Annotated in this window: 22 protein-coding genes; 4 read left to right on the top strand and 18 right to left on the bottom strand. The window is 72.0% G+C overall.

Translation table 11 applies throughout. The annotated features are described in order from the left end of the window. Positions 1-61: 61 nt before the first annotated feature. Both CO540_RS00460 and CO540_RS00455 read left to right on the top strand, forming a co-directional pair. Positions 62-934, top strand: a complete 873-nt coding sequence (locus CO540_RS00460) for a LysR family transcriptional regulator (protein WP_099160335.1) — start codon at positions 62-64, stop codon at positions 932-934. Beyond that, positions 931-1851, top strand: a complete 921-nt coding sequence (locus CO540_RS00455; RefSeq protein WP_099164513.1) for a serine hydrolase — start codon at positions 931-933, stop codon at positions 1849-1851. The genes CO540_RS00460 and CO540_RS00455 overlap by 4 nt, the downstream gene beginning before the upstream one ends. On the opposite strand, the gene CO540_RS00450 is transcribed toward CO540_RS00455, so the two are convergent. Further along, entirely contained in the window at positions 1848-2762 is a 915-nt protein-coding gene (locus tag CO540_RS00450; RefSeq protein ID WP_099160333.1) for a CPBP family intramembrane glutamic endopeptidase, read from the bottom strand. The genes CO540_RS00455 and CO540_RS00450 overlap by 4 nt on opposite strands. Before the next feature lie 198 nt (positions 2763-2960). After that, positions 2961-3875 carry a class A beta-lactamase gene (gene bla / locus CO540_RS00445; RefSeq protein ID WP_099160332.1) on the bottom strand — a complete coding sequence of 305 codons (915 nt, stop codon included), beginning with the start codon at positions 3873-3875 and terminating at the stop codon, positions 2961-2963. 496 nt (positions 3876-4371) lie between these two features. Here bla and CO540_RS00435 point away from each other — a divergent pair, with 496 nt between their 5' ends. Beyond that, positions 4372-4800 (top strand): DUF1801 domain-containing protein, encoded by a 429-nt coding sequence (locus CO540_RS00435; protein WP_253866310.1) that lies wholly within the window; start codon positions 4372-4374, stop codon positions 4798-4800. A 388-nt stretch (positions 4801-5188) separates the two neighbouring features. Here CO540_RS00435 and CO540_RS00425 read toward each other — a convergent pair whose 3' ends face one another. The 10 genes from CO540_RS00425 to CO540_RS00380 all read right to left on the bottom strand — a co-directional run bounded on the left by CO540_RS00425 (position 5189) and on the right by CO540_RS00380 (position 16115). Further along, positions 5189-6367, bottom strand: coding sequence for a carbohydrate-binding protein (locus CO540_RS00425; protein WP_099160326.1), 1179 nt, complete (start codon positions 6365-6367; stop codon positions 5189-5191). A gap of 19 nt (positions 6368-6386) precedes the next feature. Further along, the gene (locus tag CO540_RS00420) at positions 6387-7640 is read right to left on the bottom strand and encodes a chitinase (protein ID WP_099160324.1); all 1254 of its coding nucleotides are present in this window, start codon (positions 7638-7640) and stop codon (positions 6387-6389) included. Between the two features lie 172 nt (positions 7641-7812). Beyond that, the gene (locus tag CO540_RS00415) at positions 7813-8397 is read right to left on the bottom strand and encodes a hypothetical protein (protein WP_099160322.1); all 585 of its coding nucleotides are present in this window, start codon (positions 8395-8397) and stop codon (positions 7813-7815) included. Positions 8398-8551: 154 nt separating this feature from the next. Continuing rightward, a complete protein-coding gene (locus CO540_RS00410; RefSeq protein ID WP_099160320.1) occupies positions 8552-9619 on the bottom strand; it encodes a lytic polysaccharide monooxygenase in 1068 nt (355 codons plus the stop codon). A gap of 208 nt (positions 9620-9827) precedes the next feature. Then, positions 9828-10523, bottom strand: a complete 696-nt coding sequence (gene urtE, locus CO540_RS00405) for an urea ABC transporter ATP-binding subunit UrtE (RefSeq protein WP_253866308.1) — start codon at positions 10521-10523, stop codon at positions 9828-9830. Continuing rightward, positions 10520-11296, bottom strand: coding sequence for an urea ABC transporter ATP-binding protein UrtD (gene urtD, locus CO540_RS00400; protein WP_099160317.1), 777 nt, complete (start codon positions 11294-11296; stop codon positions 10520-10522). The genes urtE and urtD overlap by 4 nt, the downstream gene beginning before the upstream one ends. Next, positions 11293-12423 carry an urea ABC transporter permease subunit UrtC gene (gene urtC / locus CO540_RS00395; protein ID WP_099160315.1) on the bottom strand — a complete coding sequence of 377 codons (1131 nt, stop codon included), beginning with the start codon at positions 12421-12423 and terminating at the stop codon, positions 11293-11295. Before urtC ends, urtD begins: the two co-directional genes overlap by 4 nt. Next, complete coding sequence (urtB, locus tag CO540_RS00390; RefSeq protein ID WP_099160314.1) at positions 12420-13307, bottom strand: urea ABC transporter permease subunit UrtB; 888 nt, start codon at positions 13305-13307, stop codon at positions 12420-12422. The genes urtC and urtB overlap by 4 nt, the downstream gene beginning before the upstream one ends. A gap of 77 nt (positions 13308-13384) precedes the next feature. After that, positions 13385-14629, bottom strand: coding sequence for an urea ABC transporter substrate-binding protein (gene urtA / locus CO540_RS00385; RefSeq protein ID WP_099160312.1), 1245 nt, complete (start codon positions 14627-14629; stop codon positions 13385-13387). 403 nt (positions 14630-15032) lie between these two features. Next, complete coding sequence (locus CO540_RS00380; RefSeq protein WP_099160310.1) at positions 15033-16115, bottom strand: substrate-binding domain-containing protein; 1083 nt, start codon at positions 16113-16115, stop codon at positions 15033-15035. Between the two features lie 96 nt (positions 16116-16211). Here CO540_RS00380 and CO540_RS00375 point away from each other — a divergent pair, with 96 nt between their 5' ends. Beyond that, complete coding sequence (locus CO540_RS00375) at positions 16212-16676, top strand: MarR family winged helix-turn-helix transcriptional regulator (protein WP_099160308.1); 465 nt, start codon at positions 16212-16214, stop codon at positions 16674-16676. 7 nt (positions 16677-16683) lie between these two features. Here CO540_RS00375 and CO540_RS00370 read toward each other — a convergent pair whose 3' ends face one another. From CO540_RS00370 to CO540_RS00345, 6 genes are read right to left on the bottom strand one after another with little or no spacing between them, the layout of a single operon-like run. Then, positions 16684-17430: an urease accessory protein UreD gene (locus tag CO540_RS00370; RefSeq protein ID WP_099160306.1), complete on the bottom strand. Its 747-nt coding sequence runs from the start codon at positions 17428-17430 to the stop codon at positions 16684-16686. After that, positions 17430-18176, bottom strand: coding sequence for an urease accessory protein UreG (gene ureG, locus CO540_RS00365; RefSeq protein ID WP_305777689.1), 747 nt, complete (start codon positions 18174-18176; stop codon positions 17430-17432). The genes CO540_RS00370 and ureG overlap by 1 nt, the downstream gene beginning before the upstream one ends. After that, positions 18166-18858: an urease accessory protein UreF gene (locus CO540_RS00360; protein WP_099160303.1), complete on the bottom strand. Its 693-nt coding sequence runs from the start codon at positions 18856-18858 to the stop codon at positions 18166-18168. The genes ureG and CO540_RS00360 overlap by 11 nt, the downstream gene beginning before the upstream one ends. Continuing rightward, on the bottom strand, positions 18858-20561 hold the full coding sequence (locus CO540_RS00355) for an urease subunit alpha (protein ID WP_099164512.1): 1704 nt from the start codon (positions 20559-20561) through the stop codon (positions 18858-18860). The genes CO540_RS00360 and CO540_RS00355 overlap by 1 nt, the downstream gene beginning before the upstream one ends. Further along, complete coding sequence (locus CO540_RS00350) at positions 20558-20923, bottom strand: urease subunit beta (RefSeq protein WP_099160301.1); 366 nt, start codon at positions 20921-20923, stop codon at positions 20558-20560. The genes CO540_RS00355 and CO540_RS00350 overlap by 4 nt, the downstream gene beginning before the upstream one ends. After that, a complete protein-coding gene (locus tag CO540_RS00345; RefSeq protein WP_099160299.1) occupies positions 20920-21222 on the bottom strand; it encodes an urease subunit gamma in 303 nt (100 codons plus the stop codon). Before CO540_RS00345 ends, CO540_RS00350 begins: the two co-directional genes overlap by 4 nt. Positions 21223-21720: the final 498 nt, after the last annotated feature.

The raw sequence follows: 21720 nt of genomic DNA, 5'->3' as shown, positions 1-21720 counted from the left end.
GGACGATCCTCGTCCGGCCTCCGGTCGTCGGTTCCATGCGTTCCAGGTATAGGTTCGGCAGGTGGATGTGGTCGCCGCCTGCCGGGCCTTCGTCGCCGTCAGCGGGCACGGCAGTTTCACCTCCGGCGCCGCCGCGGCGGGCATCCCCCAGTCGGTCGCCAGTCGCCGCATCGCCGCCCTGGAGGAGCACTTCGGGGCGCGGTTGTTCGACAGGTCCTCCCGGGCGGTCCGGTTGACGTCGTTCGGGCGGGACATGCTGCCGACGGCCCGTCGCCTGGTCGATCTCGCCGACGCGATGACCGACGACGCCGAGCGCGCCCGGCTGCGCCCCCTACAGGTCGCCGTCCCCGAGACCTGTCCCGCACCCCGCCTCGCCGCCCTGGTGGTCGCGAGCCGGCGTCACCGCCTCCAGCTGGAGGTACGGCCGGCCGGCCCGCAGGAACGCGACCGGCTCTGTCAGGCCCTGGAGGTCGGCGCGGGGATCCTGGCGGTCCCCGAGGCGGCGGCGTCCTGGCGGGTTCCGCTCGGGCTGGCCGCCCGGACCCCGTTTCCGGCGGCGACGGTGTTCCTGGAGACGCTGCGCCGCGGCCGAGCCCGCACCCAGGCACGACGGCGGATCCTCATCCAGCCCGAGGACGACCTCGCCCACCTGCGGGATCCGCTGACCCGCGCCGGCCAGTCGGCCGGACTGGCGCCGGCCCAGGTCACCGTCGCGCCGTCGCTCGTCGACGCCGCGGCGAAGGCGCTCAGCTCACCCGACCTGCTGCTCTGCTCCCGCCAGCAGGCCGAGGACTTCGGGCTGCACTGGTGTCCCCTCGCCGAGCCTCGACTCGTACGCGGCTACGACATCGCCGCCGGCCTCCGCGAGGACCTCGAACAGCTGCGAACGGTTCTGCATTCGGACATAGCGCGATGCCTGGGCGCGACGACGTGAGTGCCACCACCGTCGTGCGCGACGCGTGCGGGCTCCTCGACGAGGCCGGGCTGCGCGGCGCCTTCCTGGTCCGCAACCTCGACAGCGGCGCGGAGATCGGCTTCGACGCGGACGCCCGCTACCCGTCGGCGTCGCTGGTGAAGGTGCCGTTGGCGGTCGCCGTGCTGGAACGGATCGCCCGTGGCGAAATAGACCCGGCGCTGCCGGTCGACGTCGCGCCCGGTCGGATCACCACCCCCGGCCCGACCGGTCTGAGCCGATTCCGGCATCCGGCACGGATCGCCGTGGACGACCTGCTGTACCTGAGCACGTCCGTCAGCGACTCGGTCGCCGCCGACGCGTTGTTCGACCTCGTTCCGCCGGCCGCGGTCGCCGCCGAACTGCGGCGACTGCGCGTCGACGGCATCGCCGTCCGGCACCGGGCGGGCGACCTCGCCGACACGCCGGCGGAACGGCTCGGGCCCGACGACGCGCATCTGGCCCACTCACTCGCCATCGGTGCGGCGACTCCCGGGCAGGGCCATCCGGTCGCCCAGCTCGACGTCACCCGTGCCAACACGGGATCGGCGCGGGCCTACGTCGACCTGCTGCAGGCCCTCTGGCGACCGTCGGTGATCCACCCGACCACCGCCGCGCGGGTGCGCGCCCTGATGGGCGACAACCTGCACCGGCAGCGGCTCGCCCCCGACTTCACCTCCGACGCCTCCCGCTGGTCGTCCAAGACCGGCACCCTGCTGCACCTGCGCCACGAGGTCGGGGTGGTGGACCACGGCGACGGGCAGTCGTACGCGGTCGCCGCACTCACCGCCTCCCGGGTGCCCGCCGTCGCCCAGCCCGGCAGCGAGGCGACGATGGCCCAGGTCGCCCGTTCCCTGCACGACCACCTGCGCACGGGCGCGCTGCCCTGGTGGGGTTAGCCGGCGGTCGTGGACCGGGTCCGCCGCTCACGCGACCAGACCAGCACCACCATGGCGACGTTGACGGCCGCCAGGATCAGCAGGGACGCGTCGCCGGAGTCGGTGGCGCGGTCGATCGCGTAGGGCTCGCCGTCGGCCATCACCGTGCTGACGACCCCGAACAGGACGTTGTTGGCGACGTGGAAGGCGACCGGCGCCTCGATGCCGCCGCTGATGATCGCCATCAGGCCGGTGCAGAGGCCGATGAAGGTGAAGTAACCGAACAGCCAGGGGTCGCTCGACCCGTGGAGCACGGCGAAGCCCAGACTCGACACGACGAGCCCGACGGCCAGCGCCGGCCGGACCGCACGCACCCAGGACGCGGCGGCGGGCAGCACGGCGCTGCGCCACAACAACTCCTCGCCGGTGGACTGCAGCGGCGTACTGAGCACGGTGACCGCCAGCAGGCCGATCGTCGTGCCGCTGACACCGAAGGTGGTCCAGCCCGGCGAGTCCGGCGCCACCAGCGCCACGACGCCGATCCCCGCGCCCACGAGCACCGCGGCCATCACGAGGTGGTACGTCAGGCGGCGGGCGTCGACGGCCCGGGGTGAGCTGATCAGCCTGCGCCACGGCACCTTGGCGATCCGCGCCAGGAGCAGGACCGCCACCACGCCCGACGTGCCGATGCTGATGTTGACGGCCAGGGACTTCAGCGGCGTCATGACGGGGGACATCGGGTCGTCGCTGCCCTCGATGGCGCCCACGACCTGATAGAGCAGGACCTGGAGGACCAGCATCACCACCGGTGGGACACCGATGACCACGAGCGGCTTCCACCAGCTCATCCGCAGGTGGGCCCCGAAGGGCCGGGAGCTGTCGACGGCCGGCCGGTGACGCTGCGTCGGTTCGTCGGTTCGTGTGGCGTCCATGGGGTTCCTTCCAAGCGGCGCGGCATTCCCATTGCAGCGCTCGCCGGACGGCGCGGGCAGTGTCACCGCGTCACCGTCGCACCGTGACATTCGTGGTTCTCGGCGTCGGTGGTGTCGGTCCTGCCGGCGACCGGCGCGTTCACCGCGGCCTCCATCCGCGCTGCCGGACGGCTGGCGCCGCACCGGCTGGTGGAGCCGTCACAACGCGGCGATCGCGACCTCGGCCGCCCGGGCGATCAGGGCGTTGTCGTAGTCGGCGTCCTTCTGGTCGCGGCTGGACAGCACCGCGAGCACGATCGGCGCCCGGTCCGGTGGCCAGACCACCGCGATGTCGTTGCGGGTCCCGTAGCCGCCGGAACCGGTCTTGTCCCCGACGACCCAGCCGTCGGGCACACCGGCGCGGATCAACTCGCCGCCCGTGGTATTGCCCCGCAGCCAGCCGTTGAGGATGTCGCGGTCCGCGGGGTCGAGGGAGTCGCCGACGGCGTACGCCCGCAGGTCCTGAGCCAGGGCCCGCGCGGTGCTGGTGTCCCTACGGTCCCCCGGGCGCGCCTCGTTGAGCGCGGTCTCGTACCGTGCGGGGGCGGTGACCTTGTCGCCGACCCCGCGCAGTTCCTTCTCGAACCTCTGCGGTCCGCCGAGCCGGCGCAGCAGCAGGTTACCGGCGGTGTTGTCGCTGTAGCGCACGGCCGCGTCGGCGAGCGCGCGCAGCGTCATGCCGTCGGCGACGTGCTTCTCGGTGATCGGCGAGTAGGTGACCAGGTCGTCCGCCGAGTACCGCACCACCCGGTCCAGCTCGGCATCCGTGGTCTCGTCGAGAACCTCCGCGGCGGCCAACGCCTTGAACGTCGAGGCGTACGCGAACCGCTCGTCGGCCCGGTAGCCCACCGTCGTGCCGGTGCCGGTGTCAATCGCGTACACCCCCAGCCGCGCGTCGAACGTCTCCTCCAGTTGCCGGAACGCGCGATCCCGGTCGGCCGCGGCGGACGCGGTGGCCGTCACCGGGCGGTCCGGCGTCGGCCGTTCGGCGGCATCGCCGGCATCGGCGGGACCGCAGGCGGCGAGGGCCACCGCTGACACCGCGGCCACCAGACGGTGTGGGGCGAACATCATGATCACTCCTTGTCGGTGTCGTGCGTCCGGCGCCGGACAGCGCCGGTTGGGCAGGACTCGACCATGACAGCGATCGGGCATGCGGTCGAAGACGGAATCGGCGGTGTTCATGCCGATCCGGCATCGCCGTGGTTGCGGGGCGGTTCCTGCCGGCCGCTCCCCCGCCAGGTGAGCGCGATCCCTGCTCGACGGGAGGACAGACGAAGCGTCGCGACGTCTGCTGGACAGCGTCGGGGCGCGCGGCGCGGTCACGCCGATCCCGCTCGCGACTGGAGCGCCTGCCGGGGAGATCGGGCGCGACCAGCCGCCAACGGTCGCCGAGTCGTCCCGGCATCAGGTCGCGGAGCTGGAAGGACGAGGACGGGTGGCCGTGCGGCAGCGGCACCACCGGGCGTCCGGAGGTCCGGCCTCTCGACAGAACGTACGGATGCCGTCGGCGGCGCAAACGGTCCTCGCGTAGGAGCGTCTGTCGTACGGACGTGGCAGCATCACGGTCGTGGCGACATCAAGGCAGCCGGTGACGGTTCCCACCGATGCGAGCGTCGACGATTTCCTGGCGGCGGTTGCGGACGAGCGCCGGCGTGCCGACGCCCTGCGCCTGTGCGCGATCCTGCGCGACGTGACGGGTGAGCCGCCGGTGATGTGGGGCCCGAGCATCGTGGGCTTCGGCAGCTACCACGGCCCCACGGGCGCCTGGCCCCTGGCCGGGTTCTCGCCCCGCAAGCAGCAGCTCGTCCTCTATCTGGTCGGCGGTTACGAGGAGCGCTACCCGACGTTGCTCGCCCGGCTCGGCCCGCACAGGACCGGCAAGGGCTGCCTCTACCTCAAGCGGCTCGACGACGTCGACGAGGGCACGCTGCGTGAGCTCGTGGAGCGCACGGTCCGCGTGCACAGGGGCGTGGACCGATCCCACCGACCCGCGTGACCCGGGGGCGGTCGACGCACGCCGCACCGCGCCCGCCAGGTCATTCGCTGAGCCGAACGACGGCGGCGCGGCGTCGATGGGTCCCGGGGGTGTGGTGACCTCCCGGCGCAGCCGGGTGCTCCGCCTTCGGCACCACCGCGATCCGAGCTGAGGATGGACCACGCCTCGGTGCTCCACAGCGACTGGGCGCTGTCGGAGGTGAACGGGCGGGGCGAGCTGACGTGCACCACGGCCAGGCCTCGCGGCCGGTGCGCGGTCCGGTCCTCCTGAGGGGTGCCCGACCGAGGGGTGTCGACGAGGTTGTGGGGTGGATGCCGTGCGGGGCGGGGAGGAGTCCGGGCCGCCGCCCGTACTCCTCCCCGGCTCCACCGCCCTGGTGGAACAGCTCTCAGAAGCCGGCGGAGATCCGGCTGAACTCCCAGTCGCTCTGGGCGATGCCGCTGCAGTTGGACACCACACCGCCGCCGGCGCAGCCGCGATCCCGGTTCACCGCCCAGAACGTGAATCGAGCGAGCCCGTTGCTCCTGGCGTAGTCACGGATCCGCGTCCAGGTCTCCGGCGTGGTGACCTCCTGCTGGTCGGACAGTCCGTTCATGCCGGAGATGCCCATGTGGGCGTAGGCGGTCTGGTCGTTCCAGCCGAACGTGGACTTCAGCTGATTCTTCAGGCCTTCCGCGGCGTTGCGGGTGCTGGTGTACATGTCCGCGCCGCCGCCGAAGTCGAACGGCATGATGGTGAAGACATCCACGTTGGCGTTCAGCGCCCGGGCCTGGTTGATCAGCCGGACGCCGTGCACGTTGGGTCCGCTCGTGGTCGTACCGAAGGTCAGGATCGTGGTGACGCCCGGGTTGTTGCGCTTGATGATGCCCAGGGCGCTCACGATGCGGTCGGCGACCGTGTAGTTCTCGAACTCGTCGTAGTTCTCGATGTCGATGTCGATGGCCTTGAGCCCGAAGGTGTTGATGACCTTCTGGTACGCCCCGGCGAGGGCCTCCGGGGTGGCGCAGTTCGGGCCGAGCTTGTTGCCCTGCCAGCCGCCGATCGACGGGACGATGGTGGCGCCGGCGGCCTTGGCCTGGTTGATCCAGGACTCGTGGACGCCGCCGGTCAGGCCGCCCTCGCCGTCCCAGACCGGGTTGCAGCCGTTCGCCAGCACGAACGCGACGGTGAACGCGCGGACGCCCTGGCCGGTGATCGTCGAGGGCGCCGGCGGGTTGCCCCAGCCGGGATAGACGTACGGCGCCGCCGCCATCCTGCCGGCCGGGGGCGGGTTGGTCGGGCCGGTGGGTGGCGGGGTGGTCGGGGTGGTGCCGCCGCAGGTGCCCTGGTTGGCCCAGACGTCCCACTGGCCGCTGTGGGTGGCCGGGTTCTCGTTCTGGGTCCACCACTTGGCCTGGTAGTTGACGCCCTGGTACGACGCCTGGCCGCCGCCGACGTACACGGCGGACGACGACCAGGCCGGGTAGCAGGCCGCGGCCGCGCTCGACGTGGTCATCGGGGCGACGGCGACGGCGGTGGCGGTGACCGTGACGGCGGTCAGGGCCAGGATCTTCTGCCTGAGTTTCATGACACTCTCCTGCGGGGGTTCAGGGAAGGGTGTTGAGGTGGGGGCGGACGGTGTTGGCGAATCCGTTGCCGTTGGTGACGTCCCAGTTGACCGACCACGTCATGGCGCCACGGATCCCCGGGTAGGTGCGCGGCGGTTTCACGGAGCCGCAGTTGATGCCCTTGGCGAGGCAGTCGAGGGCCTGGTTGACCACCGAGGGGTTGACGTAGCCCCCACCGGCGGCGCTCGGCGCGGCCGGCAGTCCGAGGGACACCTGGTCCGGCCGGAGCCCGTTCTCCAGCTGGATGCAGGCGAGCGCCACGAGGAAGTTGACCGTTCCCTGGCCGTACGCGGCGTTGTTGTCGCAGCCGAGCATCGCACCGGAGTTGTAGAACTGGGTGTGGACGACGGTCAGGATGTCCTTGATGCTCAGCGCCAACTGGAAGTACTGACTGCCGGTGCTCTGCATGTCGATGGTCTGCGGCGCCATCGTGATGATCAGGTTCGGGTTCGTCCGGTTGCGGATGTCACGCAGCGCCTGACCCATGTACGTCGCGTTGACGCCGTTCTCCAGGTCGATGTCGACGCCGTCGAACCCGTAGCTGGCGATGAGGCCGACGATCGAGTTGGCGAAGTTCGTGGCGGCGCTGGAACTGGCGACCGAGATCGTGCCGCGCTCGCCACCGACCGAGATGATCACCTTCTTGCCCCGCGAGTGCAGGGTGGCGACGTCGTTCCTGAAGTCGGCGTCGGTGTAGCCGCCGAGTGAGGCGCTCAGGCCCGCGTCGATGCTGAAGGACACCGTGCCGGGCGTGTTCGTCGCATCGGCGAACGCGACCGCGATCAGGTCGTAGGTGGCCGGTACGTCACGGAGCCGGATCTCCCGGGCCGGGTTGTCGAAGTTCTGCCAGTAACCGGTGAGGAAGTGCTTCGGCAGCTGACCGTTGCCGGTCGGCGGGGGCGTGGTCGGCGGTGGGGTGGTCGTCGGGGGCGGGGTGGGCGGTGGCGTCGTGGTCGGGGGTGGCGTGGTCGGCGGGGTGGAGCCGCCGCAGGCGCCCTGGTTGGCCCAGACGTCCCACTGGCCGCTGTGCGTGGCCGGGCTCTCGTTCTGGGTCCACCACTTGGCCTGGTAGTTGACGCCCTGGTACGACGCCTGGCCGCCGCCGACGTACACGGCGGACGACGACCAGGTGGGATAGCAGGCGGCGGCCGCGGAGGCGGACGACGCCAGGTAGACGGTGGCAGCACCGGCGGCCAGGACGGCGGCCAGGGCGAGGATGGCGGGGCGGCGCATGGGGGTGGCCCTTCCGGATCGGGGCGGAACCGAGAGCCTTATTATTAGGACTGTTAACAGTAAAGGTCCAGAGTTAGACCACCTTGAATTTGCTATGACGAATGAGACGGGCCGGCGGCGCTCTCACCACCACGGGGTCGCCCGGTGGACCGGAGGCGGCCGCTCGGCGTGGTCAGAGGCCGGCGGCGGCGTCGTACCGGCGCCGCAGGTCGGCCATCTCCGGTGCGGGCAACGCTTCCCTGAGTGCCAGGTCCTCGTACTTGTCGGGGAACATCTCCCGTAGCCGGTCGACGAACCTGACGTCGGCGGTCGCCTCGACCACCTCGATGCCGGGAGGTCGGGTGGTCATGTCCATGATCAGCGGGCCGACGAGTTTGACCGCTCCGTCCCAATGGCGCTTCTGTTCGGCGACGCCACAGAGGTGGAAGCCGTAGACCGTCCGGACGTCGGCCAGCGTGGTGGCCCCGGTGGGCTCGTGGCCGTAGACATGCACTCCGCAGACGACCGCCGGCGCGGCCTGCTCTCCGGCCGGTCCCTGCGGGGCGGTGTGCCCGGCGTGGCCGTGATGTGTCGGGTCCACCTGCTCGAGGGTCGTACGCATCAGGGCCAGGATCTCTTGGCGGAGAACCGCCGGGTCCGTCCTCGGGGTCGTCGAGGTGACCAGGGCGGCGACACCGATCGACGCGGCCAGCAGGCACACCTCGATCCACACGAAGCCGCTTCGGCACCAGCCGCTGACGCGTACCCGGGAAATCATGGTCGTTCCTCACCTCGTCGCGGTTCCTGATGGTGGCGGAGAGCAGCGCACGGACCTCTGCCTGGAAGTCGGGTCCGTCCGCACCGCCGCCCCCGGCGCACGGCCCTGCCGGCAGTGGGGTGGCGCGTGCCGCGCCACCCCACCGCCGATGCTGTTACCGGGCGGTGCAGGTGAGGGTGGGTGCGGAGTTGGTGCCGTTCCAGGAGGCGTTGAAGCCGAAGCTGGCGGTGGCGTTGGCGCTCAGGGAGCCGTTGTAAGCGACGTTCGACGCGGTGACCGAAGAACCGCTCGAGGTGACTGTCGCGTTCCAGGAGTTGGTGATGCTCTGGCCGTTGGGCCAGGTCCATGCCACCGTCCATCCGGAGATGGCGGCGTTGCCGGCCCGGACGGTGACCTCGGCGCCGAACCCACCGGACCACTCGCTGGTCTTGCGGAACGTGGCGGTGCAGGCACCGTTTCCGGCCGGCGGCGGCGTGGTGGGCGGCGGAGTCGTCGGCGGCGGGGTCGACGGCGGCGGCGTGGTGGGCGGCGGGGTCGTCGGCGGCGGGGTGCCGCCACCGCCGAAGATCACGTCACTGCAGAGGTAGTACGGCTGGTCGAGGTGGGACGCCTGCCAGATGGTGTAGACGACGTGCCGCCCGGTGCGGTTGCCCGCGTTCACCTGCGCCTCGTAGAGCCCGGTGGTCGGGTAGCTGCCGGTGCGGAGTACCAGCTCGAGGCTGTTCCAGGTGAGGGGCTGGGTGGTCGGGTCGAAACCCTGCCTGGTGATGTAGATCAACATGTAGTCGGCGCCGTGCCGAGCGCCGTCGGTCAGCGTCAGGGTGAAGTTGTTCGGCATCGGCTTCGCGGTCCACGCGCCGACCGCGTCGAGCGATGCGTACAGGCCGCCCTGGGTGCGACCGCCGCTGCACAGTTGTCCGTCCGGCACGGCGGCCTGGTGGTTGCCGCCGACGTTCTCGCGGTACAGGCCGTTCCAGTTCCACATGGTGTTCGGGTTGGCCTGCCACGCCTGCCAGCACATCGGGTCGGTCTGGGCCATCGTGGGGTTGAGGTGGTCGGAACCCCAGCGCTCGTAACATCCGTAGTTGCGTGACGGCGGGTTGGTGACCGATCCGTGCGCCGAGGCCGGACCGGCCTGGTTGACGGCGACCATCGTGAACGAGGCTACGAGAACCGCGACCGCGCCCAGTCCCAGACGGCGTGCTGTCCGTGAGATTTTCATGATGCTCCAGTGGATGCGCCGGCGCCCAGTGGCCCTCGCTGGGTGCCCACCCCGGAGAAGGTGACGCCGATCGATTCAAGCCGTCCCAGAGGTGGACGACACTGCTGCCCAGCAGCGCTTGGCGACTCCCAGCCACGATGTTAGTAGAGACCACCGTCAATGTAAATCGATACCGACGCACCGGCCGGCGGGCGCGACGCGACCCGGATCAGACCGCGAGGGCCGCGCGCACCTCCCGCTCCGCCGTGACTCCCCCGTCGCCGTGCGAGGTGACCCGGCCGGATTCGAGGACGTGGTAGCGGTTCGCCACCCGCAGCGCGAACCCGAGGTGCTGCTCGACGAGCAGCACACTGAAGCCGGACTGCCGGGTCAGCTCGACGATCCGCTCCTGGATCTCGGCGACCACCGACGGCTGGATGCCCTCGGTCGGCTCGTCGAGCATGAGCAGCCGCGGCCGGGTGATCAGCGCGCGGGCGATGGCGAGTTGCTGACGCTGACCACCGGAGAGCAGCCCGGCCCGCCGCCGCAGCAGCGGGCGCAGCGCCGGGAACAGGTCCAGCGCCTCCGCCGTCGCCACCGCGCCGTCGCGCCGGCCGTCGGCGACGAGGCGCAGGTTCTCCGCCGCCGTCAGGTGCGGGAAGCACTGCTGGCCCTGCGGGACGTACGCCATGCCGCGCGCCACCCGCTCGTGCGGCGCGAGACGGGCGACGTCCTCGCCGTCCAGCTCGACGGTGCCGGCGGTCGGGCGCAGCAGGCCTGCCGCGACCCGCAGCAGGGTGCTCTTGCCGGCGCCGTTGTGCCCGAGCACCGCGGCCACCCCGTCGGGCGGGACGGCGAGGTCCACGCCGTGCAGCACCCGGGAACGCCCGTATCCGGCGTGCACCCCACGCAGGGTCAGCATCATGCCTCCAGACCGCTGGGGACCGACCCGGCGTCGACCGGGTGGCCGAGGTAGACCTCCTGCACGCGCGGGTCCGCCTGGACCTGCGCCACCGTGCCCTCGCTGAGCACCTTCCCCGCGTGCAGCACGGTGACGCTGCGCGCGAAGCGACGCAGGAAGTCCATGTCGTGCTCGATCACCACCACCGTGCGGTCACGGCTCACCGTCTCCAGCAGGGCGCCCGTGGCGTCGCGCTCCTCGTGGCTCATCCCGGCGACCGGCTCGTCGAGCAGCAGCAGCCGCGCGTCCTGCACCAGCAGCATGCCGATCTCCAGCCACTGCTTCTGGCCGTGCGCGAGCGTGCCGGCGAGCTGGTCGGCCCGGCCGGTCAGCCCGATGGTCTCCAGCGCGGCGGCCACCTCGTCGGGGATGCCCCGCCGACGCCGGGCCAGGGTGGCCCAGCTCCGGCGGGCGCCCGCGGCGATGTCGAGGTTCTGCACGACCGACAGCTCCTCGAAGACCGTCGACGTCTGGAACGTCCGGCCGATGCCGAGCCGGCTGATCCGGTGCACCGGGCGCCCCAGCAGCTCCTGGTCGCCGAAGCACACCGAGCCGGTGGCCCGCACCAGACCGGTGATCGCGTCGACCAGTGTGGTCTTGCCGGCACCGTTCGGCCCGATCAGGAACCGGATGTCACCGGCGGGCACCTCCAGCGAGACGCCGTCGACGGCGGTGAAGCCGTCGAAGCTGACCCGCACGTCACGGACGGACAGCCCGTCCAGCCGGTCGTCGCTCATTGGCGCACCTCCGCCCGCTCGGCGCGGCGGCGGGCCAGCGTCCACAGCGACGCCAGGCCGCCGGGAAGGAACGCCACCACCACCACGAAGAGCAGACCCTGCAGGTACGTCCAGGTGCCCGGGAAACGTTCGGAGAGGGCGGTACGCGCCCAGGCGACCGCCACCGCGCCGAGCACCGGCCCGAGCAGCGTGGCCCGGCCGCCCACCGCCACACCGATGACGAACTCGATCGACGGGACGATGCCGATGAGGGCGGGCGAGATGATGCCCACCGCCGGCACGAACAGCGCGCCGGCGAGGCCCGCCATACCCGCCGCCACCACGTAGGCGACGAGCTTGACCGACGCCGGGTCGTAGCCGAGGAAACGGACCCGCTCCTCGCTGTCCCGCACCGCCACCAGCAGTTCCCCGTAGCGGCTGTGGATGAGCTGGCGGGCCAGCGCGAGCAGCGCGAGCAGGACGCCGGCGATGATGAAGTAGACCATCCGCTGGTTGACCGGGTCGTCCAGGTCGTAACCGAAGAAGCCCTGGATGTCGGTGAGCCCGTTGGTGCCGCCAGTGGTCCCCTGCTGGCCGATCAACAGGATCACCATGGCGGCGGCGAGCGCCTGGCTGAGGATGGCGAAGTACGCGCCCCGCACGCGGCGGCGGAACACCAGTGAGCCGAGCCCGAGGGCGACGGCCATCGGCAGCAGCACCGTGGCCGGCAGCGCGAACCACGGGCTGGCGAACGGCCGCCACCAGACCGGTAGTTCGTCGAGCTGCCCGTACAGCTGCATGAAGTCGGGCATCCCACCGGGACCCGCGTCGGCGAGCTTGAGGTGCATGGCCATCGCGTAGCCGCCCAGGCCGAAGAAGACGCCCTGGCCGAGGGTGAGCATGCCGCCGCGCCCCCAGGCGATGCCGATGCCGACGGCCACCATGGCGACGCAGAGGTACTTGGCGAGCAGGGCCAGCCGGAAGTCCGACAGCGCCAGCGGCGCGACGGCGAACAGCAGCGCCGCGCCGAACGCGAACCCCGCCGCCGCGCGCATGCGGGACCGGCCACCGGACCGGCTCTCAGGCGCGATGTCGGCCGGCGCCGGTGCGCCGGCGGTGTTCGGCGGCGCGGGTGTCACGGCGGTCATGCCAGGCTCCTGGTCCGCAGGGTGAACAGGCCCTGTGGCCGCCACTGGAGGAACGCGACGATCGCCACGAAGACGATCACCTTGGCGACGCTGAGGGTCGTGAGGTACTCCCCGGTGGCCTGGAGGACCCCGAGGGCGAAGGCGACGATCACGCTGCCCTTGAGCTGACCGATCCCGCCGACCACGACGACCAGGAAGGCGTCGATGATCAGGTTGGTGCCCATGGTCGGGCCGATCGGGCCGAGGAGGGTGAGCGCCACCCCGGCGAGCCCGGCCAGGCCCGAGCCGAGAAAGAAGGTCGTCCGGTCGACCCGGGCGGTGGGGACGCCGGACACCGCGGCGAGGTCGCGGTTCTGCACGACCGCGCGGATCCGACGCCCCAACGGGGTGAGCCGCAGCGCCAGGGTGAGGGCGGCGACGGCGGCGAGGGCCAGGGCCAGGATGAACAGCCGGTTGTTGGCGACCGTCAGCCCGCCGGGCAGGGCCACGTTGCCGGTGAGCAGGTCGGGCGCGCGGGTCTGCACGTTCGGACTGCCGAAGACGTCCCGGGCGAGCTGTTGCAGCATCAGGGACACGCCCCAGGTGACCAGCAGCGTGTCCAGGGGCCGGGCGTAGAGCCGACGGATCAGCAGGAACTCCAGCAGCACCCCCATCGTGCCGGCGACCACGAACGCCACCGGCAGCGCGATCAGCAGCGACAGGCCGGCGCCGGTGATGCTCTGTTGCAGCACGTACGTGGTGTAGGCGCCGGCCATGATGAACTCGCCGTGCGCCATGTTGATGACGTTCATCTGGCCGAAGGTCAGCGCCAGCCCGAGCGCGACGAGCAGCAGCACCGCGCCGATGCTGATGCCGGTGAAGAGTTGACCGAAGAGGACTGTCACGGTGGGTACTCCCGTACTGCTGGTCGGGGGGCCCGGGCGGGACGCGTCGTCGCGGTGCCCGCCCGGGGCCGGCGTCGTCAGCTCAGGCCGCTCGCCCACGGATAGGTCTTGAGGTACGGGTCCGGCGCGACCGGCTTGCCGGAGTTCCACACCTCGGTGATCAGGCCGTCCGCGCCGACCTTGCCGATGCGGGCGGTCTTGGCGATGTGCTGGGTCTTGCCGTCGACGGTGACCAGGCCCTCCGGCGCGTCGAAGGTGATTCCGTCGGAGGCGCCGCGGACCTTCTCGACGTCGAACGCGCCGGCCTTCTCGACCATCGCCTTCCACAGGTAGACGCTGACGTAGGCGGCCTCCATCGGGTCGCTCGTCGGCTTGTCCGCGCCGTACTTCGCCTTGTACGCGGCCACGAACTTGTCGTTCGCCGCGCCGGGCGTGGTCTGGTAGTAGTTCCAGGCGGTCAGCTGGCCCTCCAGGTACTGGGTGCCGATGCTCTTGACCTCCTCCTCGGCGATGGACACCGACACCACCGGCATCGCGGCGGCGGTCAGCCCGGCCGACTTGTACTCCTTGAAGAACGCCACGTTGCTGTCGCCGTTGAGGGTGTTGAAGACCGCCTTCGCGCCGGACGACTTGACCTTGTTGACGATCGTGCCGAATTCGGTGGACCCGAGCGGCGCGTAATCCTCGCCGACCACTGTCATCCCGTTCGCCGCCGCGTACGCCTTGATGATTTTGTTGGCCGTGCGCGGGAAGACGTAGTCGCTGCCGACCAGGTAGACCGTCTTCGTGCCCTGGGCCTTGAGGTAGTCGAGCCCGGGGACGATCTGCTGGTTGGTCGTCGCGCCCGTGTAGAAGATGTAGGGCGACTGTTCCAGGCCCTCGTACTGCACCGGGTAGAACAGCAGCGCCTTGTTCTTCTCGAACACCGGCTTGACCGCCTTGCGGCTGGCCGACGTCCAGCAGCCGAAAACGGCGGCGACCCGGTCCTCGGAGATGAGCTTCTCGGCCTTCTCCGCGAAGGTGGGCCAGTCCGAGGCGCCGTCCTCCCCGACCGGCTGGATCTTCCTACCGAGGACGCCGCCGGCCGCGTTGATCTCCTCGACGGCGAGCATGATCGAGTCGCGGACGGTGACCTCGCTGATCGCCATGGTGCCGGAGAGCGAGTTGAGCAGGCCCACCTTGACGGTGTCGCCGGAGACGTCGGCGGCGACGCCGGCCGCGCCGCCCTCGTCGCTGGTCCTGCTGCCGCACGCGGTCATGGCCGCCGCGGCGACGAGGGTCATGGCACCCGCCAGGATGCGGCGGCGGAAAAGAAGTGACATCTAATCTCCTGCGGTGTGCAGTGAAGTAGCGAAAGGACGGTCGGTGCGGTCCGGTGGAGTTGGCGATACCGAGGCCGACGGGTGGACGTCGCCTGTCGTCATCGCATCGAACACGGGCACGCAAAGCGTCGACCGGCATGATTGCGCGGACGTTTCCCAGCCCTTAATTGACTGTTTCCCGCGCACCTGGAGAGAACGCATGCCACAAAGGCCGGCATTGTCTGAGGCGAGACGGTGCCGGCCGTGACGAACTCGGTGAAGAATTGCCACCACAATGGTCGACGGGCAGATTCCGCCGACGGTGGACAGACATTCGTGGTATCCACCCCGCGGGCAGATCCTTCACGCAGGAAGCATCTTAGGGCCGGGCCGGGTGGACGTGTCAAGGGTCCGGACCGGACGGTCAGATCTGGGCGAGCACGGTGAAGTCGAGACCGTCGGCCTCGGCGAGGTAGATCCGCTGACGCACGTGCCGCCGACGCAGCTGCAGCCGACCGCGCGGCCCGTGGTACGCCACCGTGTCGGCAGCCGTCTCGATCGCCCGCACGTCGAGGGTGCGGGCCTGCCCGATCAGGGCGGCGAGCAGCATCACGCCCTCGTAGCAGGACTCCCCCAGGCTGCCCAGCGGCGGCGCCTCCACCCCGAACCGGCGGGCGAACTCGCCGTGGAAGTCGAGGTTCTCCTGCGTCACCAGACCGGCGAAGAAGCCCGCCGCGCTGTAGAGGCGCCGGGTCGCGCCCGCCCCGCTGGCCAGCAGCATGTTCTCGTCCATCAGGGTGCTCAGCCGCAGGCAGCGCTGGTCCATCGCGGCACGCGCGAACGCCCGGTTGAACCGCACCGCGTCCGCGCCGACGAGCAGCATCACCACCGCGTCGGCCTCGCTACGCTCGATCCGGCGCAACACGTCGTCGAAGTCGTGCGTCTCCAACGGCAGGAACGCCTGGCCCACCACGCGGCCACCGCCGCGCAACGCGTACCGCTGGGCCGCCCGCGCGGTGCGCCGGGGCCACACGTAGTCGTTGCCGACGACGAACCAGCGGCGCACGCCCTGCTCCCCCGCGAGCAGCCGCATCGCGGGCCACAGCTGGGCGTCCGGCGTCTCGCTGGTCAGATAGACCCCCTCGGTACGCTCACCGCCCTCGTACAGGGCGGTGTAGACGTACGGCACGCGGCCCGCGACCCGGGGCGCGAGCGCCTGTCGCACCGAGGAGATGTGCCAACCGGTCACGCCCTGCACGGCGCCCACCGACACCAGCGCCTCCACCTGGGCGGCCACCTCGGTCGGCGGGGCGCCACCGTCGACCGGCACCAGCCGCACCTCGCGGCCCAGCACCCCACCACCGGCGTTGATCTCCTCGACCGCGAGCTGGGCACAGAGTTCGCAGGTCGGGCCGAACATTCCCGCCGGCCCGCGCATCGGGTACACCAGCGCGATGCTGACCACGGTCCGATCGACGGTGAGCCACGGCGGTGCCGGCGCGGACATGAGCCCATGATTGTCCGGCCGACGTGGGAAAACCACAGCTCTCCACGGACCGGGACGAGTCGCTACGATGACAGGGCCACCGGCCCAGGGGGTTCCATGTCAGACGTGCCCGGGGCGCCAGCCGATCTGCTGCGCTCGCTCACCCGCGCCGAACGGCTGCTCTCCCGCCGGTTGGCCGCCGTTCTGGCCGACGACGACCTGACCACCGAGGCGTGGCGGGTGCTCTGCCTGCTCGCCGACGGTCAGGGCCATCCGATGAGCGAGGTGTCCGCCGAGGCGTCGTTGCCGCCGGGGACCCTCACCAAGCTGGTCGACCAACTCGTCGACCGTAACCTGGTGTTCCGGCGGATCGACCCGCTGGACCGCCGACGGATCCGGGCCTACCTGACGACGCGGGGCCGCCGCGAGCACGCCCGCCTCGACCAGCGGGCCCGGGCCAGCCTCGCCGAGGCGGGCGTACCGGCCGATACCGCCCTGCTCGACCACATCGCCGACCTGATCGCCCGACTCGACCCTGCGGGTCGCCGCGACAACGCCGAGGCGGCCGGCCCTCGCCGCTGACCCCGCTTCACTCCACCTCGGTGAGCAGCGGCTCGACCTCTACGTCGAGGTGGGCGCGCAGCGTGTGCGCGTCGGGGGCGGTGGCGGTCCACAGTGTCGCCGGACCACCTGCCAGAGGCAGCCGGGCGAGGGTGCCCTCGACCGTCGCGGGCTCGTGGGGCAGCGACGGGTCCACCACCAGCAGCGACCCGGTGGCCGACGCGCCGCCGAGCACCGCGGGGCCGGCCCAGCCGGGCGCGTCCGGTCCCACGGCCAGCGACTGGCGCAGCAGCGGCCGGCCGTCGTAGTCGACCCGGGTGTGGACGACCGCACCGCCCGGCGCCTCGCCGTACCGGCCGCAGATCACCTCGTCGCGCCAGATCAGCCTCGCCCCGGCGGCCAGCTCGACCCGGGACTCGGCGAGGTGGGCGCAGCCGGCCGCGGCGACCAGTTGCTCGGGCAGCCAGTGCAGGGCGCCGCCGTCGTGCACCACGGCGCGGACCGCCATCCGCGACACGGCGTCGGGCCGGCCGGGCAGGGCGACCGAGGCGGCGACGGTGTGTATCCGCACCGCCGCCCCCGGTCCCACGTCGATCTCCAGCCGCAGGTCGTCGCCGGCGAGCGGGCCGGCCGCCCCGCCGACGACGTACACGGTCGCGACACGACCGCTGCCGGGCGTCTGTCGCAGCAGCAGCGGCGTCTCACCGCGCAGCTCGGCGAGGACCGTGCCGCCCCGGCCGTCGGCCCGAGCCACCAGCCGGGCGTCCGCGCGCATCAGGCCGGGGCGATCGGGTGCCGGGCCGCGTGGTGGGCCAGTTCGTGGCGGATCCAGTCGGCGACCCGCCCCGCCGTCGGGTCGCCGACGATCGACAGGAACACGGTCGGCAGGTCGCCGCGCCGGGCCCGCGCGTCCCGGTCCATGACGGCCAGGTCCGCGCCCACCATCGGGGCCAGGTCGGTCTTGTTGATCACGAGCAGGTCGGCGGACGTCACCCCCGGTCCGCCCTTGCGCGGCACCTTGTCCCCGCCGGCCACGTCGACCACGAATATCTGCCGGTCCACCAGGCCCCGGCTGAACGTGGCGGTCAGGTTGTCGCCGCCGCTCTCGACCAGCACCAGGTCCAGCGGGCCGACCGCCTCGGCCAGCTCGTCCACGGCGTCGAGGTTGGCCCCGATGTCGTCCCGGATGGCGGTGTGCGGACAGCAACCGGTCTCCACGGCGCGGATCCGGGTCGGGTCCAGCACGCCGGCCCGCTTGAGGAAGTCGGCGTCCTCGGTCGTGTAGATGTCGTTGGTGACCACGCCGAGCCGCAGCTCGCCGGCGAACGCCCGGCACAGGGCCGCCACCAGGGCGGTCTTGCCGGACCCGACCGGCCCGCCGATGCCGACGCGCAGCGCCCGGCCGGCTCGGGCCAGCGGCGGATGCGGGTCCACCCCCGGTTCGGGGTGGGTGTGCGGAACGGTCTCGTCGTGCGGGGCAGTGTTCCGGTCGGCCTCGGGCGCAACGGTGTCAGGACGCAAAGAGACGCACCTCCCAGGTGGCATGAGCTTCGGCATGGATGTCGGCAAGGGGGGCGGCCGCCGCGGGCAGCCGCTCGGGTGGGTCGTCGGCGGCCCGCGCCGCCGCGGCGGCGACGCCGTCGCACCGGTCGGCGAGACCGACCAGCAGGGCCTGGACCTGGTACGGGTCGAGGCCGAGCAGGCGTACGCCCGCACTGGCCGCGCCGGTCACCGTCCCGTGGGTGGCGACCGTGGCGGTCTCGGCGCGGCTCAGGCCGGCGGCGGCGCAGAGCAGCCCGAGCACCAACGGCTGGTGCGCTCCGCCGGGTGTGCCGGGCAGGTCGGCGAAGGACGCCTCCGGCCAGATGGCCCGGCCCGCGCGCAGCAGAGCCCGCCCCTGGCGACGGGACACCGTGCGCAGCGCCGGTGCCGCCGTCCGGGCGTCCAGCTCCGCGTCGAGCAACGCCAGCGTGGACCCGCGAACGGCGGAATTCGCCGAGGTCACGGCCCGGTGCGCCGCCGCCGCAAACGCCGCGCCGACCAGCCCGGCGGTGGCCAGCCGGCCGGCCACGAACGCCTCCAACGTGGCCAGGTCGGTGACCCGGCCGGCGGCGACGGCGGCCTCCAGGCCGCCGGAGTGGGCGTGCGCGCCGGCCGGGAAGCGACCGTCGGCCAGCAGCAGGAGCAGGCTCGACGTCGCCATCAGAACAGGAAGTACCGCTGGGCCATCGGCAGGCGTGGCACCGGGTCCGGCTCCACCACCTGACCGTCGATCCGCACCGTGAAGGTGTCCGGGTCCACCTCGATCCGGGGCATCGCGTCGTTCTCCGGCAGGTCGGCCTTGCCCCGCGAGCGCACGTCCGCGACGGGTACCACCCGTCGCCGCACGTCGAGGCGCAGCCCGGCGTCGAGAGCGGCCGGCGCGACGAACGCCAGGCTGGTGGCCGACGCCGCGGCGCCGTACGCCCCGAACATCGGGCGCGGCAGCATCGGCTGCGGCGTGGGGATGGACGCGTTGGCGTCACCCATCTGGGCGTACGCGATCATGCCGCCCTTGAGCACCAGGTGCGGTCGTACGCCGAAGAACGCCGGATCCCACAGCACCAGGTCGGCCAGCTTGCCCGGCTCGACCGAGCCGATCTCGCGGTCCAGCCCGTTCGCCATCGCCGCGCAGATGGTGTACTTCGCCACGTACCGGCGGGCCCGGTGGTTGTCGGCCGCGCCGTCGCCGGGCAGCGCGCCGACCCGCTCCTTCATGACGTGCGCGCTCTGCCAGGTTCGCAGGATCACCTCGCCCACCCGGCCCATCGCCTGGGCGTCGGAGCCGATGATGGAGATCGCGCCGAGGTCGTGCAGCAGGTCCTCGGCGGCCATGGTGGACGGTCGGATGCGGCTCTCGGCGAAGGCCAGGTCCTCCGGCACGGACGGGTTGAGATGGTGGCAGACCATCAGCATGTCCAGGTGTTCGGCGAGGGTGTTGGCGGTGTACGGCCGGGTCGGGTTGGTCGACGACGGCAGCACGTTGGGCTCGCCGGCCACCGTGATGATGTCCGGCGCGTGCCCGCCTCCCGCGCCCTCGGTGTGGTACGAGTGGATGGCCCGGCCGGCGATCGCCCGGAGCGTGTCGGCCACGAAACCGGCCTCGTTGAGGGTGTCGGTGTGGATCGACACCTGCACCCCGGAGGCGTCCGCCACCCGCAGGCAGGCGTCGATCGCCGCCGGTGTGGTGCCCCAGTCCTCGTGCAGCTTGAAGCCGCCCGCGCCGGCGCGCAACTGCTCCCACAGCGCCTCCGGCGAGACGGTGTTGCCCTTGCCCAGCAGCAGCACGTTGACCGGCAGCGTGTCCAGCGCCTCGTGCATGCGGGCCAGGTGCCAGGCGTTCGGGGTGACCGTGGTGGCCCGGGTGCCCTCGGCGGGGCCGGTGCCGCCGCCGACGAGTGTGGTGACGCCGCTGGCGAGCGCCTCGGCGACGATCTCCGGGCAGATGAAGTGCACGTGGGTGTCGACGGCGCCGGCCGTGAGGATCCGGCCGTTGCCGGCGATGACCTCGGTGGCCGGGCCGATGACCAGCTCGGGGTGGACGCCGGGCATGGTGTCCGGGTTGCCGGCCCGGCCGAGGGCGACGATCCGCCCGTCGCGCAGACCCACGTCGGCCTTGACCACGCCCCAGTGGTCGAGCACCACCGCGCCGGTGACGACGGTGTCGAGGGCGCCCTCGGCGCGGGTCGCCCGCGACTGGCCCATCGACTCGCGGATCACCTTCCCGCCGCCGAAGACCGCCTCGTCGCCGCCCACGCAGTGGTCGGTCTCCACCTCGATCAGCAGGCTCGTGTCGGCCAGCCGGATGCGGTCACCGGTGGTCGGCCCGTACAGGTCGATGTAGCGGTCCCGCCGCACGGCACTCACCGCGCCGGCCCGTCGGTCGTCGGTGCGGCTGTTCCCGGCGCGGCCGGTGACGCTTCGTCCAGCGGCCCGGCGCACTCGCCGCGCAGGCCGGGCACGACGCGTGCGCCGCCGAGCGGGACCAGCTCGACGGTGCGGCTCACGCCCGGCTCGAACCGGACCGAGGTTCCCGCCGGAACGGCGAGACGCTGGCCCCAGGCGACGGCCCGGTCGAACATCAGGGCCGGGTTGGCCTCGGCGAAGTGGTAGTGCGAGCCGACCTGCACCGGACGGTCGGCGGTGTTGACCACGACCAGTGTGGTCACCGGCCGACCTACGTTGATCTCGACCGGGCCGGCCGCCGGCAGGATCTCCCCGGGGATCACGGGATCGGGTGGTGCACCGTCACCAGCTTGGTACCGTCCGGGAACGTCGCCTCCACCTGCACCTCCCTCAGCAGCTCGGGGATGCCGTCCTGGACGTCCTCGCGGCCGAGCACCGTCCGGCCGGCGGCCATGAGGTCGACCACCGACCGCCCGTCGCGGGCCCCTTCGAGCAGGAAGGCAGTGATGATCGCGACGGCTTCGGGATAGTTGAGTCGCAGGCCGCGCTCGCGGCGGCGGCGAGCGACGTCGGCCGCGACGTGGACGAGCAGGCGATCCTGCTCGTGCGGGCTGAGGAACACGGGATTCTCCGGTGGGGATCGGCGTGGCCCGCTCGCCGTCGGCTCCGCGCGGAGCCGCGCCGGGCAGCACCACCCGGAGGACGAGCTGGAGTCACACGACCGCCGCGACGACCGCCGACGGGGTGGCCCGGGACTCCACCATCCCGGCCCGCGCGACGGGCACCCGGCGGTGTCGGTCGGATGCGGACCGCACCGCCCACCGCTTCAGCAGAACGTAGAGGATCGCCACCGGCGCGGGCAACCGGGTGCTCGGGATGAGGGATCGAGCCGCGCCGGCGCCAACCGCTCACCGACCCTTGACGCATAGAAGGCCGATTATTAAGGTCCTGACCGTAATGTTGTCGACGAACGGAGACTCCCATGCCCCTCAGCCGTCGCACACTGCTCGCAGGTAGCGCAGCCGCCGGAGCATCGCTGGCAGTCGGGCATGCTGGGCTCTCGTCCCCCGCCTCCGCAGCCGAAAAGCCCCTCACGCCGATTAGTTTCGGCCCCGCCTCT

This window comes from Micromonospora sp. WMMA2032, from assembly GCF_002688545.1.
Taxonomy (GTDB): domain Bacteria; phylum Actinomycetota; class Actinomycetes; order Mycobacteriales; family Micromonosporaceae; genus Micromonospora; species Micromonospora sediminicola.
The sequence above is the reverse complement of the archived record's forward strand: the minus strand, read 5'-3'. Positions and strand labels throughout refer to the sequence as shown.